The following is a 20188-nucleotide window of genomic DNA, read 5'->3' as shown; positions in this document are numbered from 1 at the left end:
AACGACTCATACTCTGACTCTAATCTTTTGAAACCAAAATTTTGAAATAGAGCCAAACTATTTTAGATGATAGCTGGCTCTATTTCCTATTTTTAGGCTGAAAGTGATTAGAAGAATTATGTATACTGAATACGGAGAAAGTAGGGATGAGAATGGCAACACTAGACGTGAAAGATATCCGATTTGAAAAGGTAGCACAAACAAAGGAGAAAACGCCTGAAGATAAGCTAGGCTTTGGTGCAGTATATACAGACCACATGCTGTTAATAGATTGGGATGATCAAGAAGGTTGGCACGACCCTAGAATTGTCCCTTATGGACCGTTTAGCTTAGATCCAGCGACAGCGGTATTTCATTATGGACAAGCTATTTTTGAAGGAATGAAAGCTTATAACGAAAATGGCAAGATTCTACTGTTTAGACCAGATTGTAATTTTGAACGCTTAAATATTTCGGCTGATAGATTGTCCTTGCCTGACTTGGATCCAGAGTTTGCCCTAGCGTCTCTAAAAAAATTATTAGAAATTGAAAAATCTTGGGTTCCAAGTTCAGCTGGGACATCCCTTTATATTCGTCCATTTATGTTCAGTACTGAAAAAACGTTGGCAGTACATACAGCTAAAACAGTGACCTATGGAGTAATACTTTCCCCATCTGGTGCTTATTTTTCTTCTGATCTGGCTCCAACCAAGATCTATGTGGAGGAAGAGTATGTTCGTGCGGTCAGAGGTGGTATGGGATATGCCAAAACAGCTGGAAACTACGCTGGCTCTTACAAAGGACAAGACAAGGCAGCAGCCTTAGGATATGCTCAAACGCTTTGGTTAGATGGTGTTGAACGCAAATATATTGAGGAAGTTGGTGCTATGAATATCTTCTTCAAAATCAACGGAACTTACGTAACACCAGCCTTAAATGGCTCAATCCTACCCGGTATTACTAGACGCTCGGTTATTCAATTACTAGAGGAAGCTGGAGAAACAGTGGAGGAGCGACATGTTTCTATTGAGGAACTGCTTGGAGGTATTGAAGATGGATCGGTAGAAGAAATTTTTGGAACGGGGACAGCAGCGGTTGTTACTCCAGTCGGGGAATTAGCTTATCGTGATAAAAAATATGTTGTTAATGACTTCAAAACGGGTCCAGGAGCACGTAACATTTATGATCGCTTAACGGCAATCCAATTAGGAAAAGAAGAAGGACCTCAAGGTTGGTCTGTAGAAGTTTGTAAGGTTTAAAAATAAGTGGTTATAAGAAGTCATAGCTTGATTTGATAACAAGCCAAAGAAACTCCCTTAGAGCAAGCACAATTGGTGCCCTCTAAGGGAGTTTCTCTCTTTTAAGAAATGGATAATTTTAAAATCACTTTCCTAGTCTTTATCTGCTCCAGTAGCACGTAGAATAGCTTTAATGATTTCTACGATTGGGATGATAGAGAAGGCAGAACCAACTGAGATTGCCCATTGCATAGGTGTAAGTGGTGCTACATCAAAGAATCCTGTTAAACCTGGGACAAGCATAACAGCTAGTAGTAATACTGCTGATAAGAGAATCGCATAGTTGAACATTCTGTTTTTGAATGGTCCAACTGAGAAGATTGACTTGTAGACGGATTTAACGTTAAAAGCATGGAATAATTGAATTAATCCTAAGGTTGCAAAAGCCATGGTTTCACCAACAAGGTTTTCCCAATTAGCGACATGGGTTGCGTACCAAAAGACGAATAGGGTGATTCCACCTTCTAGAATACCTTGGTAGAAGATACTTGGTAAGACACCGTTTGAAAGGAAGTTTGAGCTCTTTCCACGTGGTGGGTGGTTCATAATATCTGGCTCTGCTTCTTCAAGTCCTAAGGCGATAGCAGGGAAAACGTCAGTTACTAAATTGATCCAAAGAATATGAACAGGCTCTAGGATAGACCAACCAGCCATTGTAGCAATGAATAGGGTCATTACTTCACCGAAGTTAGCAGATAAGAGGAACTGAACTGCTTTTTGGATATTAGCAAATACTTTACGTCCTTCTTCAACGGCAACTACGATTGTTTCAAAGTTGTCATCTGCTAGGACCATGTCAGAGGCACCCTTAGATACTTCTGTACCAGTAATTCCCATACCAACACCGATATCAGCTTGTTTTAGGGAAGGAGCATCATTAACGCCATCACCTGTCATGGAAACAACTTTCCCATTTGCTTGCCATGCTTTTACGATACGTACTTTATGTTCTGGAGATACACGAGCGTAGACAGAGTAGTTTTCAACTGTTTTGGTTAATTCTTCATCAGAAATATCGTTTAATTCAGCCCCGGTTAGCACGCCGCCAACTTGGTCAGGGCTTAAAATATCAAGACGTTTAGCAATGGCTTGAGCAGTTTCTTTGTGGTCACCGGTAATCATTACAGTTCGGATACCAGCATCTTTAGCCACACGGATGGAAGCTCCGGCTTCAGCACGTTCTGGGTCGATCATACCGACTAAACCAGCAAAGATTAAATCTTTTTCAACTACAGCAGTATCTAAAGAAGTAGGCATGCTGTCCACGTATTTGTAAGCCATAGCCAACACACGTAATGCTTGAGAAGCCATCTCAGTGTTTAGTTTAAGAATGTGTTCATGGTCAGCTGGAGTAAAATCAAGAATTTGACCGTTCTTTTCAATTTTTGTTACACGGTCAAGAAGCATATCTGGTGCACCTTTTGTAGCGATTAGGAAACGACCATCTGCTAATTCATGAACAGTAGACATTAATTTTCTTGTGGAATCAAATGGTACTTCGGCTACACGTGGGCTTGTAGCTAATTCTGCTCCAAGGTCATAGCCTTTATCTAACCCGTACTGAACCATAGCGGTTTCGGTAGGGTCACCGATTAATGATTTATCTGGTGCGATTTGAGTATCATTGGCTAAATTCATCATGCGTAAAGCTGTATTGCTTAAATCAATATCTTCTTTAGCATCATGAATTTTGTCGTCATAGACCATTTTTTCAACAGTCATTTGGTTAAGGGTAAGGGTACCTGTTTTATCGGAACAGATAACTTCAACACCACCTAATGTTTCAACGGCAGGAAGTTTTCTAACCAAAGCGTTTCTTTGAGCCATCTTTTGTGTTCCAAGCGCTAGTATGATGGTTGTGATAGCAGGTAAGCCTTCAGGAATAGCAGCTACGGCAATAGCGATTGCGGTTAGTAACATGTGTGTCCATTCGTTACCACGTAAGAGTCCAACAGCAAAAATTAGAGCTGCAATAACCAAAATCATAATGGTCAACCATTTACCTAAGGCATCTTGGTTTTCTTGTAATGGCGTTTTGCTTTCTTCAGTGTTGGCTAACATGTGGGCGATTCGACCAACCTCGGTATTCATACCTGTAGAGGTAACAACCCCAACGGCACGTCCATAAGTTACGCTAGTACTTGAGAAAGCCATATTAGTACGGTCACCAATGCCGACATCGTCACCTTCGTGTAAGACAAGGTCTTTTTCAACGGGTACAGATTCACCAGTTAAGGCTGATTCTTCAATCTTAATGGTATTCACTTGCAACAGACGCATATCAGCTGGGACAACGTCTCCTGCTTCTAGGATAACGATATCACCGACTACGATATCTTCACTATTAACGTTAATCACATTTCCATCACGTCGTACTTTGGCGATTGGTGAGGCCATTTTCTTCAAGGCATCAATGGCTTCTTCCGCTCGTGCCTCTTGGAAAACTCCAAGGATGGCGTTTAAGATAACAACAGCTAGAATAATAATTGCATCGGTTGGGTCAGGAGTGGAGCCTCCATGAGCAAATAATGAGATAACGGCTGCAGCAAGTAAGACAATAATCATAAAGTCTTTGAATTGATCAAAGAACTTTTGGATTAAGGATTTCTTCTCGCCTTCTTCTAAAGCATTTGGTCCATTTTCTGCCAAACGTTGTTTCACTTGATCACTGGTTAATCCCTCAAGTGAGCTGTTTACGTTTTGCAAGACTTCTTCTTCTGTTTGGGCATAAAATGGTTTTTTAATATTGGTTTCCAACAGATAAACACTCCTTTTTAAGTAGTTTGATGGATTGTTTGGTTTCTTCATAGGAGATTACTAGAAAGTAGTACAAATAAACAAAAAAGTGAGACTTATGCACTAGCTTTTTTAACAGCTTAGGCATAAGTCTCACTATTTAAGGTATTACCAGTGAAACAAAGCCCACTTAGCGTTGTTGATAATACCACAGCACTCGCTGCTAGTTACTCCCTTATGGAGATTCCATTCAATCTATGAAAATAGTATAGCGAAAGTAAAAAGTGATTGCAAGAATAATACTAAACTATTCTTAGAATTTTCTTGTATTTTAGCATTTTTAGAGAATGGCAAGGATGATAAAATTAAGAATAAACAAGCCAGTTGCTACCCAAAGGATTGGGTGGATTTCTTTGGCTTTTCCAGTAGTTACTTTGACAATACAATAGAAGATAAATCCAGCTGCGATACCATAAGAGATACTATAAGATAGAGCCATGAAGACTCCTGCAAAAAAGGCTGGAATTGCTTCTTCAAGGTCGTTCCATTTGACATCAGCAAATGAGGATAACATCATCACCCCAACAATAATCAAAGCTGGAGCTGTTGCGGCTGCAGGGACGATTCCTACTAGAGGTGCCAGTAAAGTAGAGAGTAAGAAGAGAACAGCAGTAGCTACAGCAGTTAATCCAGTACGGCCGCCAACGCCAATTCCAGCAGCACTTTCGACATAGGTGGTTGTGTTGGATGTTCCAAAGATAGCACCGATAGAGGTTCCAATCGCATCTGCAAACAAAGCTTTATCCATTTTTGAAGAGAAACCTGATCCATCTTCCAATAGTCGTTCATCTTCTGCTGAGAAGATCCCAGTTTTACGACCTGTTCCGATGAAGGTTCCTAGCGTATCAAAGGTATCAGACAAACTAAAGGCAAAAATAGTCATCAAGACTAGTGGCAATTTTTCTGGATTTCCAAATAGTGATCCCATACCTTGAGGACCAAATGCTGCCATAAAGGTAACGCCAAGGTCAGAGAACGAAGCAGATAATGAGTTGCTAGCAAAATCAATTGCCCCTAAGTTGACAAGGCCCATGGGAATACCAAGGATGGTTGTTGCAATAATACCGATAAGGATGGCCCCTTTGACATTTTTAATCAAAAGGATAACCGTGATGATAAGACCAATGACGGCCAAAAGTGCATCGGATTGTGTAAAGTTAACAAGTGATGGAACGATACCACCATTAGTAACGACAGAGAAAATGCCACCGTTATAAGCTTCGGTTGCTGCATTAAATGGAGCATTATTAATGGAAGTGATTGTAGAGGAATCAGATAAGAAAGAAAGGAGATTAGCATTTTTAATACCAATGTAGGCAATGAAAATCCCGATTCCACCACCGATAGCATGTTGCATGCTAACAGGAATGGATTTGATAATGCTCTTACGAACCTTGGTAACTGTAATAAAGACGTTAAATAGTCCACATATGAAAACCATAGCTAAGGCTTCTTGCCAAGAAAATCCGAGTCCGAAGACAACAGTGAAGGTAAAGAAAGCATTTAACCCCATCCCTGGAGCTAGTGCATAAGGGACGTTAGCGAACAAGCCCATAATTAGGGTACTGATGACGGTAGCGATAATAGTCGCCAGGAAAACTGCTTGGAAGGGCATACCTGTTTGGCTTAAAATACTTGGGTTAACGAATAAAATATATGACATGGCGAAAAAGGTAGTCAGCCCTGCAATGAATTCAGTTCCAACCGTGGTACCATTCTCTTTCAGCTTAAAAAACTTTTCCATAAAAATAATTGCTCCTTTTTTCTTAATGTTTCTTTACTTTTGCAAGCAAGTTCATCAAGTGATTAATGTGAATAAATTTAGTATAGTCTAACTTCTAGTGTAAGGCAATAGTAAAACTGAATAATTGTTGATAAAAATATATAAAACGTTCGTGTTTTAGTCAAAAGTAGTTGTATCTTTTTATTGAATAGCTAAGTTTAATAGTAAATAGTAAAAATGTATGGAAGTAAGCAGTTAGAGGGGAAAGAATAAGAAACCTTTAATAGGTGGAAATATGTACATGGGAGTATTTGGATTTCAGATGAAAAAAACTAGAAAAAATGGTATTGTAGAAAGTGAATTAAGTTCTAAAGACTAAAGAATCGAGGATTATAAAATGACTAATGACAAAGCATTTAGTTACGTAGAAGCTAGCCAAACACCGGAGCAAAGAGCCGTTGACTCTATTAAAAAAGAACTACATGCCTATAAGCCTGTGCAAATCGATACGGTATTGGATTTGCTGGCTGAAGGCAATACAGTTCCTTTTATTGCTCGTTATCGGAAAGACAAGACGGGTTCTCTGGATGAAGTTCAAATTCGTGAGATTGAGGATTATCATCGCTACAGTGAGAATTTGTTTAAACGCAAAGATGAAGTTTTGCGTTTAATCGATGAACAAGGGAAGCTAACAAAAGACCTACATGATAGCATTACAAATGCAGCTACACTAACAGCCTTGGAAGACCTTTACCGTCCTTACAAACAGAAGAGACGAACCAAAGCAACCATTGCAAAAGAAGCAGGACTGGAACCTTTGGCTGATTGGTTACTGACTTGCCCACTAAAAGTAGACCTTGAAGCTGAGGCAGCTACGTATATGGATGAAGAAAAATCCATCACAAGTCCACAAATGGCATTAGAAGGTGCACATGAGATTATTGCTGAAATGATTAGTGACCAACCTTCGTATCGAAAACGAATTCGACAATACACTCGTCAAAAGGGGTTAGTTAAGGCTTCCTTAAAAGATGCATCTAAAGATGAAAAAGGAATCTATGAGATGTATTACGATTATGAGGAGCCAGTCAAAAGCATTGTGCCTCACCGAATTCTAGCCTTGAATCGAGCTGAGAAGGAAGAAGTTATTCGTGTTAGTCTAGAAATTGCTATCGATGCTGAATTAGAAAAAATAAAAGCAGATTACATTAAAAATATAAGCTCTCCAGCAGCACCGCTGATCATTGCGGCTATTGAAGATAGTTATAAACGCTTCATTGGACCAGCCATTGAACGAGAAATCCGTAATGAATTAACCAATAAAGCTGAAGCTCAAGCAATTGCTATTTTTGGGGAAAACTTAAAAAATTTACTGTTACAAGCGCCGATGAAAGGTCAGATTATTTTAGGACTTGATCCAGCCTATCGTACAGGTTGTAAATTAGCCATCATAGACGATACAGGTAAGGTGCTAGATAAGGCAGTTATCTACCCTCATAAAGGAGCTTCAGAAGCCAAACGAGCTCAAGCAGGACCCATTTTTAGACAGTTACTGACCAAGTACAAGGTTTCTATGGTTGCTATTGGAAATGGAACAGCCAGCCGTGAATCAGAACTCTTCGTGGCAGAACAGATCAAAGGTTTAGATTTCCCTGTTGTATTCACCATTGTTAACGAAGCTGGAGCTTCGGTATATTCTGCTAGCGATGTGGCACGCCAAGAGTTCCCTGACTACCAAGTGGAAGAACGATCTGCTGTTAGTATCGCTCGTCGCTTACAAGACCCTCTAGCTGAACTGGTTAAAATCGACCCAAAAGCAGTCGGAGTAGGCCAATACCAACATGATGTTTCTCAAAAAGAATTGGACCAAGAGTTGTCTCTAGTGGTTGAGTCAGCCGTGAATGCTGTTGGTGTCAATCTGAATACAGCCAGTGCTATTTTGCTAGAACATATCTCCGGCTTGAATAAAAGCATTGCCTCTAATATTGTGACCTATCGTGATGAAAATGGAAAATTTGATTCTCGGGCACAACTGAAAAAAGTTCCTCGTTTAGGGCCAAAAGCCTATGAACAAGCAGTTGGTTTTTTAAGGATTATTGATGGGAAGAATATTTTGGATAGCACAGAAATCCATCCGGAGTCCTATCCAGCTACAAAAATCCTAATGGAAAAAGCTGGTCTAAAGAAAGAAGATATTGGCACGGAGAAAATCCAAACTAGTCTGGCGGAATTACCAAAGGCAGAACTTTTAGCAGAAGCAGCCATTGGGAAAGAAACTTTTGAACTCATCTTGGATGGTCTTTCTAAACCAGGTCGTGATCCTAGAGACCAAGTATCTGGCCCAATACTACGCAGTGATGTGTTAAGTATGGAGGACCTCCAAGTTGGTATGGAGCTTGAGGGAACCGTTAGAAACGTGGTAGATTTTGGAGCATTCGTAGATATTGGTGTTAAACAAGATGGATTAGTTCATATCTCACGCTTGAAAAAAGGTTTTGTTAAAAAGCCATCTGACGTTGTAGCAGTTGGTGATATTGTAACAGTCTGGGTCTTAGAAGTGGACCACCACAAGAATAGAATCGCCCTAACCATGATAGCCCCTAAAGATTAGGAATGTTATGTAAATCAAAAAGATATAGGAGTGAGCAGATGATTGAATTTCGACAGGTTACAAAAAAGTATGGGAAAAAAGTTGCTTTAAATGACTTTTCGATTCAGATACCATCAGGACAAATTATTGGGATAATTGGACACAATGGAGCGGGGAAATCAACTGCTCTTAAGTCTCTTGTTAGTATCATTGACCCAAGTGAGGGAGAGATTTGGGTTGATGGGTTGGAATTGTCTGCCAATCGTTTAGCCATTAAGTCAAAAATTGGTTATGTTTCCGATTCACCAGATCTCTTTTTAAAACTAACAGCTTTTGAGGTATGGGAACTAGTTGCGTCTGCCTTTCAAATGGGTGATGAAGACTTCCAAAAACGACTAGATTGGCTGCTAACTCTCTTTAATTTTAAAGAAGAACAGTTTGGTGTCATAGAATCATTTTCGCATGGTATGCGACAAAAGGTTTTTGTCATTGCAGCTCTTTTGTCTAATCCCGATATTTGGATTTTGGATGAGCCTATGACGGGTTTAGACCCCCAATCAGCCTTTGAATTAAAAGGATTGATGAGAAATCATGCTAAAGAAGGTAATACCGTTATTTTTTCTACTCATGTATTGGAAGTGGCGGAAACTCTCTGTGACCAGATTGCCATCTTAAAGAAAGGGCAATTAATCTTTTTTGGAACGGTTGAGGAGTTGAAAGCGGCCAATCCACAAGCGAGTTTGGAATCGATTTACTTGGAAATGACTGGTTTGAAGAATCCTGATGTTATTGAACAACTGGACCTTGAGAATAAAGAAGAAACCAACCTTACTCCAATGGAAGGTATGGTTGGTGATTCTTTGGTAAAAGAGGTGGACGAACATGAGAACTAAAGTTATCCAACAGATTATTCGTACAAATGTTTTGTACACTTTGCCACCTAGACAAGCTAAGAATTTTCGCGATAAACAGGCAAAGTCCAAAGGAAAAACGACGGGTAGCTATCTTTTACAGCAAAATTTTTGGTCTTTTCTTATTCTTGTGATTTTTTATAGTGTTATATTCTATTTATTTCCAATTGAGAGCAATCAAAATGCCTCTACCAGTATTTTTGCTCTATTTATCATGATTGCTTTTCTAAATTTAACCTTGACTATTATTAATGTCTTTTTTGAGAGCAAGGATTTCGGTTCTTATCGACATTTACCAATAACAAGTCAAGAATTGGTTATTGGGAAGGGGATTTCTGTTCTGGTCTATTCAGGACCTTACTTATTTACCCCAATCATCTTTCTCTTCATCTTGGCAATTAAGGTGAATAATCCCTTGTATATTACTTTACCAATGGCTTTATTTATGAGCATACTAATTCTGACATTTTTAGTCTCACTAGGACTGATTAGTGTATATGTAACCCTGAATACCAAGGTATTTAAGAAACATAAGGAAGCTATCTTTTCTATTGTGTTACCCTTATTAACATTTATCAGCTACTTTTCTTTTTATGCTATGCAAAATTTGTTTCCATATCTAACCAATGTTACCATCTTTAACAAGGCGCTAGGTATTTATTTTCTGTCCATTTTTAGCCCATTTTCATTAGAGTTTTTTATGCATTTGCTTATCTGGCTGAGTTTGGTTGCAGCTTTAATCACGATTGTTGTTAAGGTTATTCTTCCAAAATTTTATGATCTTAGTTATGAGATTGCGACCACAACCAATAAGAAAAGTCGAGTAGCGAAAAAGACATCTTCTAGAAAATCTATCCAAAAGAATCTTATCAAATACAATATTGGTCTTATCTTTGATAGGACTAATTTTGTAACTTTTGTGGTCACTCCGCTAATATTTCCTATTATTATGCTGTTTTCTCTATTAAATGCAGCAAGTATAATTCTAAGCGCTCCAGAAATAGGCAATCAATTTCTAGCGGTTAGCCTATTTCTGGGAGTTGCATTTGCAATCTTATTATCAGGGCAAAATTCATTTTTAGGAATAAGTATATCCTTAGATAGGGAAAATTACTCTTTTATCAAGGCTATGCCCTTTTCAATGGAGTACTATCTAAAAATAAAATTTTTCGTAGCTTTCTTAGTTCATAATCTAATCCCACTTGTCATATTAGTTGTTTTAGGGCTAATGATGAGGATACCCCTTCTCTATATGTTTTTTTCAATGGTGGGATACTTAGGTATGGCTTATTATTTAGGACAAGTTATCTTTAAACTTGATTATGACAATCTTAATTTGAATTGGCAGAATGTAGAGCAATTACTGGGTAGGGGAGTTGGGAAAGTGTCTCAATTCGTCTTCAAAATTATTTCTGCCTTGATAGTATTAGTAGCGACTTTCGCTTTAGGAGCGGTTCTTTTGGCTGTCAATAGTCAAGTAGCTTTGGCAATTACCATAGCAATATTAATTATTTTCTTTATAGTGATTGGGACGCTTCACCTAAGTTACCAGTCTCGATTCTGGAAGAAATTACAATAGGAGAGGGGTCAAATTGATGTTTACAAAAAATAATCGTTTGTTTCAAGCTGCTAGTCAATCTAAGAGAATATTACCTGTATTTATTTCCCTTTTGATGGCGGTTATGTTTATCATACTTGGTCAGACTTTAGGTATTGCTGTTATCATTCCTTTAACAACAGTATTTGCTAGTCTTCCAGATGGGGGGATTTTCGCGCTTCTATTTTCTTTTATCACTATTTCTCTCTTAGTCATTCTTTGGGTTAAGTTGGTTGAGAAAAGGGACATTTCTTCATTAGGTTTCTTTAAAGAGCATGCTTTAAGAGATTTACTGGTGGGATGGTTAGTTGGTTTTGCTATGTTCTCACTTGTATTGGGTATTATGGTAGTTTTTGGTTTTTCTAAAGCCCATACCATGAATATTTCTAGCTCAAGTATTTTAGCCCTAACAATATCTCTTGGAGGTTGGTTGGTTCAAGGTGGAACGGAAGAGGTTGTCACAAGAGGTTGGCTCATGCCAGTTATTGGTGTTAGGTCAAATGTGCCTTTAGCCATCATTTTGTCAGGAACCATATTCGGACTGTTGCATTTGGCCAACTCAGGAGTGACTTTCCTTTCTATCCTTAATGTCAGCTTGTTTGGTATTTTTATGTGTCTCTATGCCTTGAAATTTGAGAATATTTGGGGTGTTTGTGGCGTTCATGCAGCCTGGAATTGTATCCAAGGAAGTATCTTTGGCTTGCCTGTTAGCGGCAATCCCCTAAATTCTTCACTTTTTGTTTTCAAAACTAGCGGTCCAGACTGGTTATCAGGTGGTCAATTTGGTCCCGAGGGAAGTATATTTACCACACTTGTATTAGTAATTGCTTGTCTTATTATCATAGTTATGGGTAAAAAGTCCATAGAGACTAAAACCCATTTGTAAATCACAAAAAATATGACCTAATAAAAAATCAGAAATGGGATGGGCAAAAAGTCCACTCTGCTATACAAAAAAAGAGTTTTACAGAAATTTTATCACCCGACTTTTGCACTTGCAGAAAAAAATAAGTCGACAAACACCTACAGCCACAAGGGTTATACAAAATATAATCAATTAACACTTGTATATATACAGTAGTTTTGCTATAATGGTTAAATAGAAGTTTTGTATATAAATTTACTATTTTTTGATAAAAAAACTAATTTATCATATGATTTTTGATAAATTTATCCTATAAGATATAAGTATTTATCAAATTTAGATGTATAAAATTATTATTTCATTTGAGAAAACAGAGTAATTTTGACTGAAGACTATGCAAAGATATTGAAAATGAAATGAATTCTTCATTGATGACATTAAAAGCTTAAAAAAACTGTATATATACTCTTAAAAAAAATAGAAACACCACTAAAACCCTTTAGTAACAAGGGGTTTGGTGGTGTTTCCTTTCATTCAAGTGCAAAACTCTTTTGTGGTTTAGCCCTAATTTTAGGTTGTTCGTCAAATAGTGTTGATGGACTCAAAATGAATAAAAGTATCGCCAGAAACCGGTGGAGAATGTTCTCCATTGGTTTTTGTGTTTTAAACAAAAATTAGTCTTTGAATAACATAAATCTGTTCTCTAAAATACTCGAAAATTCGATAGCCATAAGAGGCACGTTTGATTAGCGATATCTTATTATTTTGTTGCCTAGGTAAAATTTTGGGAAAGTCGCTTATTTATAGCTCTATGTTCAGGTTATAACAAATAGAAAAACAATTTATGTTATGTTACTATTAAAAAAACTAAGAATCATTGTAGGTGAGTATCAATTGGAAGATAAGAAATAATGGTTACTCATAGGTGTAGCTATTTTTATTTTAGGTCTGATAATTGGAGGTAAAGTAATATGGACAAACAAGGAGTACAAGTGGAATAGAGGTTTGATAAAGTATTGGCAATACATTCAACTAAAAATCTAATAGACGTTTATGATATAGAAGGGGATATCTCATGACCAAAAATGTTGAATTACACACGTCCACCTGGAGTAAAATGAAAAACGCCCTCTCCTCTCTTACCGGTGGAGGAGGGTACTCCTCTACCGGTTATGGTGGTTATGGCGGCTATAATGGTTATGGAGTGACTTATGGTTTCGGGAAACAAATCAGAGACTTGGTTGACTTATCCGAGAGAGCTAAACAGTTGATTGCTGAAAAAGATAGCGATGGTGTCGTCTCCTTTTCCTATCACGATGAGAAAGAACAGGCATTGACGTTACAAGCGAAACTAGGAAAACTGGAAACCTATTCCAGCAATGTCTCCAAATATATAACAGATAAGATTGATAAACCCTTTTATGAAGCCATGGATAAGGTAGGCGCCAGTCTTGAGGCTTTGAGTATTTCTACTTACAAGACTAGTAATACCGTTGGGTATAAGCGCACAGACCAAATCACAGATATGTATGGCCATTCCACGACCATTGAAGTCACACCGAAGGAGATTAGCTTGGCGGATCTCTACCAGGTGGACAATCCTTATAAAACAGCCCTTGAGGCTAGCTATGAGGCTTATCAAACGAGTGATGCCTATCAGGAACATAAACTGACCGCCTCTGATTATCTGATGGCCAGTCATCACACCCGAGCCTTTCAATATGATTCGATTAGTGATCAACAGGAAACTATCGAGCTGTGGCGAGACCTTGCTTTAGGAGCTGGTGTCATTGTGCTGACCATCTTCTGCCCACCAGCAGGTATTGCGGCAGGGATTACTCTAGCAGCGGTAGAAACGTATTCGACTATCTCAGGCAAGGACTGGGGAACTGGACGAGAGTTGAGTGATGGTGAACGTGCCTTACGAGGCTCCTTTGCCTTATTTGATTTAATTCCAGGGGTTGGTTACCTCACTAAAGTGGCCAAATCAGGCAGTAAGCTAGCAGCCAAGGAATTGCTTCAAGCTACTCTCAAAGAAGGGTTTGAACAAGGGGCTCGTAACGTGGACAATGTGGTCAAGCTGGCCAACAAGGTTGGCGACAAGGTTGTGGGACAAGTGGACAACTTTGGTAAACAGCTTGCCAATATCACCAATAAAACGGTCGTATCAGGGGCAGAACACTTGAGTTCTGGCTTAAAAGCTGTGGATAGTCAGCTGAGTGATGTAGCGAAAAATTTCCGTTTAAACGTTGGGCTAGAACCTCAGTTTGTTTCAGGGGTTCCCCCTACAAGCTCTAGTCAAATAGATACGCTGACAAGCAAGCTGGATGACTTTGTCTCTTTGAATAAGGCCGATATGGCAGCCTCTAGCTCAGATGTTAGTAAGAGTTTTAGTTTGAATTGGAATACTGGAACTGGTTATAATAAGAGTAGTGGTCTTGCGGATGATGTAGCGAAAAATATTACTGGGGCTGAAAGGCTGTTAAATCCTGATTTATTAGATGAACTTTCAAAAAGTGGTGTAAAGTATAATCCAGATGATGTGATTATGGTGACAAAGAATACTGAAAAAGATTTATTATGGTTAGAATACGGAAATAATAAAGCTGGATTGAATCATATTGAAATTCGCCATGCAACCGATTTTTCTAAAAGAGGTATTAAAAATATTCCAGAATTTATCCATGATATGCTAAAAAATAATCCAGTAAGTATTGTAGAATCTTCAAGAGGAATGAATGCTATTTACTTAATAAATGGTAAAAAATATCTCATTGCGTATGGTAAGAATGGATTTATTGTTTCTGTATATCCAATTTAATTTTATTTAGAAAGAGAAGTGAATAGATTATGTTTGAAGTAACCGATATAGATGAACGAATAATGGATAGAGATATTTATTTAAGAAATATTGTTACTGAAAAAGAGGAAGAATGCTTTGACAACTCAATAGGTTATAGTGATGATAATAACTTCTTGTTTATGAGAATTGGATCAAAATATGAGTGTAAAATTTTATTAATTGGTGATCAAACAAAAGAAGAGAATAAGGAAGTAAGCAAATTATTTTTTGCAGAAGAAAGATCAATAAAAATTGGTAAACATAAATTTTTAAAAGTTTATTTAGATGAGGAAGAATATTATATCTTGGAAGATGAAATAGTTTTCAATGATGAAGATAAATATATTTTATTTGATTTCTTTCGAAAAGATTTATTAGAAGTAGATGGGCATGTTTCTCCAATGTATATTGATTAATAAAATAAAATTATAGTATCTAGATTTTGAATAAAAGTATTAATTTAAAATAAAAAAGGCTGTCCTATTTGAATGGAGTCGGATAGGACAGCCTTGATTAGTAAGTATAACACCACTAATCAAGTTGCCAATAGCTAGTGAAAAGTTGGCTGTATTCATTGTTTAAGAAATCATGATTTAATTTTACAAGTTAACCAGTTTTGATATATTAGAAAAAGCACTAGGAATCAGCCAAATTAGGTGATTCCTAGTGCTTTTTATCTAGTTTTTCAGATATAAAATGATGCGGCCGAGAAGACTCGAACTTCCACGGGAGATCCTCCCACTAGCCCCTCAAGCTAGCGCGTCTGCCATTCCGCCACGACCGCATTGTTTAAAAAAATAGATACATTGCAAACGCAATGTATTGATATAATAGCATTTTGCTAGGTTTATTGTCAAGAAAATTTTTTAAGTCCCCCAAGATAAGCTTTGGTCACTGTTACTTGCAAAGTCCACTATATACGAGTAGAATTTAGTCTAATATTATATAGCAAAGGTGCTTATCATGACTAAAACAAATGAGAATAGTCCATTTATTAAAAATAATGATGGAATTCAAAAAGAAGCTCGAACGGATGAATGGCTTCAGACATTAATTGAAGACATCTCAATCCGTTTTTTTAACCGTAGATTTAAAAACCAAGCCTATTACAATGCAAGATTACGAACGACTGGTGGTAGATATCACCTGAATAGTCATAATATTGATATTAATCCTAAGGTAGAAAACGAATTGGGTTTTGAGGCTTTAATAGGTGTTATTAAACACGAGCTTTGCCATTACCATCTGCATTTAGAAGGTCGTGGCTACCAACACAAAGACTTAGACTTTAAACGCTTGCTCAAAGAAGTTGGTGGTAGCCGTTATGTAGAAGCGATTGGACGTCCAAATACCATAAAAAAATATTATTTATATCAATGCAGTGCTTGTAAGCATCAATATAAGCGTAGAAGAAAGCTTAATACAAGTCGTTTTGTCTGCGGTAAATGTCACCATGGTCTTAAGCTCATAAAAATGGTAGAATTGGACTAATTACTATTTGACAAATATATTTAGGTAGATAAATAAAGTGGGGGTAAAACAGAATGAAGATTGTTATCGTGGGTGGCGGTAAGGTTGGGGAAGTTTTATGTGCCGAACTCTCATCAGAATTAAATGACATTATTCTGATTGAAAAAAATTCTATTATTTTAGAACGCTTGATTAATAAATTTGATATTACAGGTATCGAAGGAAATGGAGCTAGCTATGATATTCAGATTGAAGCTGGTGTTCAAACCGCTGATATCTTTATAGCGGCAAGTGAAATGGATGAAGTAAATATAATTGCAGCTATTTTAGCCAAAAAAATTGGGGCGGAATACACTATCGCTCGGGTTAGAAATCCTGAATACTCGAGTCAGCTTAACTTTGTTCGAGAAACCTTGGGAATTTCATTAATGATAAATCCTGAATTATCTGCTGCTAGGGATATTGCAAGAATATTGAAGTATCCATCTGCTTTAAGTGTTGAGTCGTTTGCAGGAAATAAGGTTAATTTAATTGAAATTGAAGTTACTGAAAATTCACCATTAAATTCTTTGAGTTTAAAGGACTTCCGTAGTCGGTTTGGGACTGTCTTGGTTTGTATTATTCACCGTGACGAGGAAATTATTATTCCTAGTGGGAGCACCTTCTTGAAGGTTGGGGACCGCATTCACGTGACAGGTACTTATCAAGATTTGGCAGCTTTTTTCAAGATTGTTTGTAGAGGCGATAAACAGGTGAAATCTACCTTGATTGTTGGTGGTGGGAGAATCGCCTACTATCTCTTGCATGCGCTTAGTCAGAGTCGAGTTGAGACGAAAGTTATTGACATCAGTGAAGAACGCTGTGAGTTTTTAAGCCATGAGTTTCCGAATGCGACCATTATTCAAGCAGATGGAACGGACCATGATATACTTGAAGAGCAAATGATTAATGAATATGATTCTTTTGTTTCTCTAACGGGTGTTGATGAAGAAAACTTGATGGCCTCTATCTTCGCTAAGCATAAGGGTGTCCCTAAAGTGATTACAAAAATGAGTCGGATTGGAATTCTAAAAGTACTAAAGAATATCAATCTACGTTCATTTATCACTCCTAAGCAAATTGTGGCTAGTGAAATTATTCAATTTGTTCGAGCACGGGCTAATACGCAAGGATCAAATGTTGAAGCCTTATACCGTATTGCCGATAACCAAGTAGAGGCGCTTCAGTTTCGAGTAAAAAGGGGTAGCCGAGTCTGCGATATTCCATTAACGCAACTGCAAACTAAACCAGACCTCTTGGTAGCACATATTATTCGAGGACAAAATGTCATTTATCCGACTGGGAATGATAGGCTACAGCCGCATGACCGAGTGATTGTAGTCACTCGAGAAAAATCGTTTGATGATATTGATGAAATTTTAAAATAAAATTATTTGATTAGAAGAAGGTGACATCTTGCAACGATCGGTTGTGCGATATTTATTAGGAAGAATTTTATTGGTTGAAGCCATCTTATTGATTCTTCCTTTGCTAGTTAGTCTTTTGTATCAAGAACCACTTAGTCAGCAATTAAGCTATTTAAGTGTGATTGCTTTGGTAGCGTTGATTGGTTTTACCTTTTCTTGGAAGCAACCTCCAAACTTTAAAATTCATGCTAGAGATGGTGTTATTTCAGTCGCTTTGAGTTGGATTTTGATGTCATTTTTCGGTGCACTTCCTCTTGTTATCAGTGGAGAGATCCCTCATTTGGTAGATGCCTTTTTTGAAATATCTAGCGGTTTTACTACAACTGGCTCTAGTATTTTACAGGATTTATCGGTACTGCATCACTCGTCTCTTTTTTGGAGAAGCTTTACCCATCTAATTGGTGGGATGGGGGTCTTGGTCTTTACCTTGGCTATCCTACCCAATAGTGGCTCCGATTCCGTTCAATTGATGCGAGCAGAAGTTCCAGGGCCCATATTTGGTAAGCTAGTTTCTCGACTGTCACAAACTGCACAAATTTTATATGGTATTTATCTATTAATGACAGCTATTCTAGTTTTTATTTTGTGTTTGGTTAAAGTGCCATTTTTCGATGCACTCCTTTTGGCTTTTGGTACAGCAGGAACTGGAGGTTTTTCTGTTAATAATGGTGGTTTTCAAATTTATGAGTATCCTCATTTGGTCGAATGGATTATTGGTTTCGGTATGCTCCTGTTTGGGATTAACTTTAATCTTTATTTCTTAATCTTTATTGGGCATATAAAGGATGTTTTCAAAGACGAAGAGCTTAAATATTATTTAGGTATTATTACTTCAGCTGTTATTCTGATTGTTGTTAATTTGTACCATATGCAGGTACCACTAACAGGGGCAATCCGCTCAGTATTTTTCACAGTTGCGTCATTGATTACGACAACTGGATTCAGCACTGTTGATTTTGGACAATGGCCCCTATTCTCTCAAACGCTCCTACTCCTTTTGATGTTTATTGGGGGCTGTGCTGGTTCGACAGCAGGGGGGATAAAAGTTTCACGTATTGTCATGTATTTCAAGGTTCTGGTGGCTGAATTTAAGCGTGCGGGTCAACCTCGGCGTGTCATCGTACCAAAGTTTTCAGGCAAACCCATTACGCAACAAGTAGAGACCAAGGTAGTCAACTATCTATTGGTTTATATAATGATTTTCATTGTAATTCTTTTGTCGGTTTCTTTTGAAGTAAATGACTTTATAACGGCCTTTTCTTCAGTTGCAGCCACTTTTAACAATATCGGTCCCGGCTTAGGGCAGGTTGGTCCAATTCAGAATTATTCTGGCTATTCGGATTGGAATAAAATACTCTTGTCTATAGGAATGTTGGCAGGTCGTTTGGAAATTTACCCAATTATTCTCCTGTTCGCGCCAACCACATTGATGAAATTTGTAAAAGGTAATCGTAAATAGCAAACAGTCAAGATTAGCCAATAAAATGTTTAGATTGGAGGAGGAAGATGAGTACTACAATCGTATTTAAAATTGGGACAAGCTCCTTAACCCATGAAGATGGTAGTTTATCTGTCGAAAAGATACAAAATATTACCAGACAAATTGCTCTTCTTCATAAAGAAGGTGTGCGCTTAATTATCGTTTCTTCTGGCGCTGTTGCGGCAGGTTTTAAACAATTAGGTTTTCAAAAACGCCCAAGTAAAATTGCCGAAAAACAAGCTTGTGCCGCTGTTGGGCAAGGCTTGTTGATGGAAGAGTACACCATGAATCTCCTCAAAGAAGGTGTAGTTTCTGCCCAATTGCTTTTGACGCAAGATGATTTTGCAGATAATAGACGGTATAAGAATGCTTATCAAGCTTTATCTGTTTTGCTTCAAAGGCGAGCTATTCCTATCATCAATGAGAATGATACGGTGGCGGTTCAAGAGTTGAAAGTAGGAGATAATGATACTTTGAGTGCTCAAGTAGCGGCCATGGTACAAGCAGATCTCTTGGTTCTTTTGACCGATGTTGATGGTCTTTATACAGCAAATCCAAGTCAAGATCCTCAAGCCAAACAGATAGCTACTGTTGAAAAAATTACTCCCGAATTAGTCTTAATGGCAGGGGCTGCTAGTAGTAAGAACGCCACTGGAGGTATGTACACCAAACTTAAGGCTGCTCATTTAGCAACTAGTAGTGGTGTACCTGTATACATCTGTTCATCTTTAAAAAAGGATGCCTTATTAAAAGCTGCAAATGGTTTTGACCATGGAACTCTCTTTACAGCTAATCAAACCAGTATGAAAAACCGCAAACAATGGATGGCTTTTTATGCCAAATCCAATGGAGCCATCTATATTGACCAAGGAGCAGCCGACGCCTTACGACAACAAGGCAAGAGCTTACTTCTTTCTGGAATTCAAAAAGTTAGTGGACATTTCAAAATGAATGATATTGTTTCAGTCTACTTAACAAATGGAGAGCAAGTGGAGGATAAAGAGCTAGTCGGTAAAGGAAAAGTTGCTTTTAGTCGATCAGTTTTGGAAGAGCTAATCAGTCAAAAAGTAAAAAGCAATCCTATTATTCATAGAGATAACTGGATATCCTTAGACCCACAGCTAGAAGCTCTATGGGTGCAAGATTTGGATTAAAGAAAGGATGACTAACC

Annotated in this window: 13 protein-coding genes and 1 tRNA gene; 11 read left to right on the top strand and 3 right to left on the bottom strand. The window is 37.8% G+C overall.

Annotated features, from left to right (window positions below; all coding sequences use genetic code 11):
- Positions 1 to 152: 152 nt before the first annotated feature.
- Complete coding sequence (locus tag NPA36_RS01680) at positions 153 to 1238, top strand: branched-chain amino acid aminotransferase (protein WP_256944382.1); 1086 nt, start codon at positions 153 to 155, stop codon at positions 1236 to 1238.
- 132 nt (positions 1239 to 1370) lie between these two features.
- On the opposite strand, the gene NPA36_RS01675 is transcribed toward NPA36_RS01680, so the two are convergent.
- Both NPA36_RS01675 and NPA36_RS01670 read right to left on the bottom strand, forming a co-directional pair.
- Entirely contained in the window at positions 1371 to 4034 is a 2664-nt protein-coding gene (locus tag NPA36_RS01675; protein WP_256944381.1) for a cation-translocating P-type ATPase, read from the bottom strand.
- 319 nt (positions 4035 to 4353) lie between these two features.
- Entirely contained in the window at positions 4354 to 5817 is a 1464-nt protein-coding gene (locus NPA36_RS01670; protein ID WP_256944380.1) for an NCS2 family permease, read from the bottom strand.
- Positions 5818 to 6193: 376 nt separating this feature from the next.
- Here NPA36_RS01670 and NPA36_RS01665 point away from each other — a divergent pair, with 376 nt between their 5' ends.
- The 6 genes from NPA36_RS01665 (at position 6194) to NPA36_RS01640 (ending at position 15017) form a co-directional block, all read left to right on the top strand.
- Entirely contained in the window at positions 6194 to 8407 is a 2214-nt protein-coding gene (locus NPA36_RS01665) for a Tex family protein (protein ID WP_256944379.1), read from the top strand.
- A 38-nt stretch (positions 8408 to 8445) separates the two neighbouring features.
- Positions 8446 to 9279 (top strand): ABC transporter ATP-binding protein, encoded by an 834-nt coding sequence (locus tag NPA36_RS01660; protein ID WP_256944378.1) that lies wholly within the window; start codon positions 8446 to 8448, stop codon positions 9277 to 9279.
- Complete coding sequence (locus NPA36_RS01655; protein ID WP_256944377.1) at positions 9269 to 10876, top strand: hypothetical protein; 1608 nt, start codon at positions 9269 to 9271, stop codon at positions 10874 to 10876. Before NPA36_RS01660 ends, NPA36_RS01655 begins: the two co-directional genes overlap by 11 nt.
- A gap of 16 nt (positions 10877 to 10892) precedes the next feature.
- The gene (locus tag NPA36_RS01650) at positions 10893 to 11780 is read left to right on the top strand and encodes a CPBP family intramembrane glutamic endopeptidase (RefSeq protein ID WP_256944376.1); all 888 of its coding nucleotides are present in this window, start codon (positions 10893 to 10895) and stop codon (positions 11778 to 11780) included.
- Between the two features lie 1054 nt (positions 11781 to 12834).
- A complete protein-coding gene (locus NPA36_RS01645; RefSeq protein ID WP_256944375.1) occupies positions 12835 to 14580 on the top strand; it encodes a pre-toxin TG domain-containing protein in 1746 nt (581 codons plus the stop codon).
- Positions 14581 to 14609: 29 nt separating this feature from the next.
- Positions 14610 to 15017: a hypothetical protein gene (locus NPA36_RS01640; RefSeq protein WP_256944374.1), complete on the top strand. Its 408-nt coding sequence runs from the start codon at positions 14610 to 14612 to the stop codon at positions 15015 to 15017.
- 284 nt (positions 15018 to 15301) lie between these two features.
- Here the strand turns inward: NPA36_RS01640 and NPA36_RS01635 are convergent.
- Positions 15302 to 15385: transfer RNA gene (locus NPA36_RS01635), tRNA-Leu, on the bottom strand.
- A gap of 179 nt (positions 15386 to 15564) precedes the next feature.
- Here NPA36_RS01635 and NPA36_RS01630 point away from each other — a divergent pair.
- The 4 genes from NPA36_RS01630 to proB are packed head-to-tail and all read left to right on the top strand — an operon-like array spanning position 15565 to position 20171.
- The gene (locus tag NPA36_RS01630; RefSeq protein ID WP_256944373.1) at positions 15565 to 16092 is read left to right on the top strand and encodes a SprT family protein; all 528 of its coding nucleotides are present in this window, start codon (positions 15565 to 15567) and stop codon (positions 16090 to 16092) included.
- A gap of 53 nt (positions 16093 to 16145) precedes the next feature.
- Positions 16146 to 17498, top strand: coding sequence for a Trk system potassium transporter TrkA (gene trkA, locus NPA36_RS01625; protein ID WP_256944372.1), 1353 nt, complete (start codon positions 16146 to 16148; stop codon positions 17496 to 17498).
- A gap of 28 nt (positions 17499 to 17526) precedes the next feature.
- A complete protein-coding gene (locus tag NPA36_RS01620) occupies positions 17527 to 18996 on the top strand; it encodes a TrkH family potassium uptake protein (protein ID WP_256944371.1) in 1470 nt (489 codons plus the stop codon).
- Positions 18997 to 19043: 47 nt separating this feature from the next.
- Positions 19044 to 20171 (top strand): glutamate 5-kinase, encoded by a 1128-nt coding sequence (gene proB, locus NPA36_RS01615; RefSeq protein WP_256944370.1) that lies wholly within the window; start codon positions 19044 to 19046, stop codon positions 20169 to 20171.
- The last annotated feature ends 17 nt before the right edge of the window (positions 20172 to 20188 follow it).

This window comes from Granulicatella seriolae, assembly GCF_024543085.1.
Taxonomy (GTDB): domain Bacteria; phylum Bacillota; class Bacilli; order Lactobacillales; family Aerococcaceae; genus Granulicatella; species Granulicatella seriolae.
Note: the sequence above shows the minus strand (reverse complement) of the source record. Positions and strands in the feature narration are given on the sequence as shown.

Excerpts from the sequence above, each read along its gene's own strand:
- NPA36_RS01680 (WP_256944382.1), top strand. The coding sequence starts at position 153 with ATGGCAACACTAGACGTGAAAGATATCCGATTTGAAAAGGTAGCACAA.
- NPA36_RS01670 (WP_256944380.1), bottom strand. The coding sequence starts at position 5,817 with ATGGAAAAGTTTTTTAAGCTGAAAGAGAATGGTACCACGGTTGGAACT.
- NPA36_RS01665 (WP_256944379.1), top strand. The coding sequence starts at position 6,194 with ATGACTAATGACAAAGCATTTAGTTACGTAGAAGCTAGCCAAACACCG.
- NPA36_RS01660 (WP_256944378.1), top strand. The coding sequence starts at position 8,446 with ATGATTGAATTTCGACAGGTTACAAAAAAGTATGGGAAAAAAGTTGCT.
- NPA36_RS01655 (WP_256944377.1), top strand. The coding sequence starts at position 9,269 with ATGAGAACTAAAGTTATCCAACAGATTATTCGTACAAATGTTTTGTAC.
- NPA36_RS01650 (WP_256944376.1), top strand. The coding sequence starts at position 10,893 with ATGTTTACAAAAAATAATCGTTTGTTTCAAGCTGCTAGTCAATCTAAG.
- NPA36_RS01645 (WP_256944375.1), top strand. The coding sequence starts at position 12,835 with ATGACCAAAAATGTTGAATTACACACGTCCACCTGGAGTAAAATGAAA.
- NPA36_RS01640 (WP_256944374.1), top strand. The coding sequence starts at position 14,610 with ATGTTTGAAGTAACCGATATAGATGAACGAATAATGGATAGAGATATT.
- NPA36_RS01630 (WP_256944373.1), top strand. The coding sequence starts at position 15,565 with ATGACTAAAACAAATGAGAATAGTCCATTTATTAAAAATAATGATGGA.
- trkA (WP_256944372.1), top strand. The coding sequence starts at position 16,146 with ATGAAGATTGTTATCGTGGGTGGCGGTAAGGTTGGGGAAGTTTTATGT.
- proB (WP_256944370.1), top strand. The coding sequence starts at position 19,044 with ATGAGTACTACAATCGTATTTAAAATTGGGACAAGCTCCTTAACCCAT.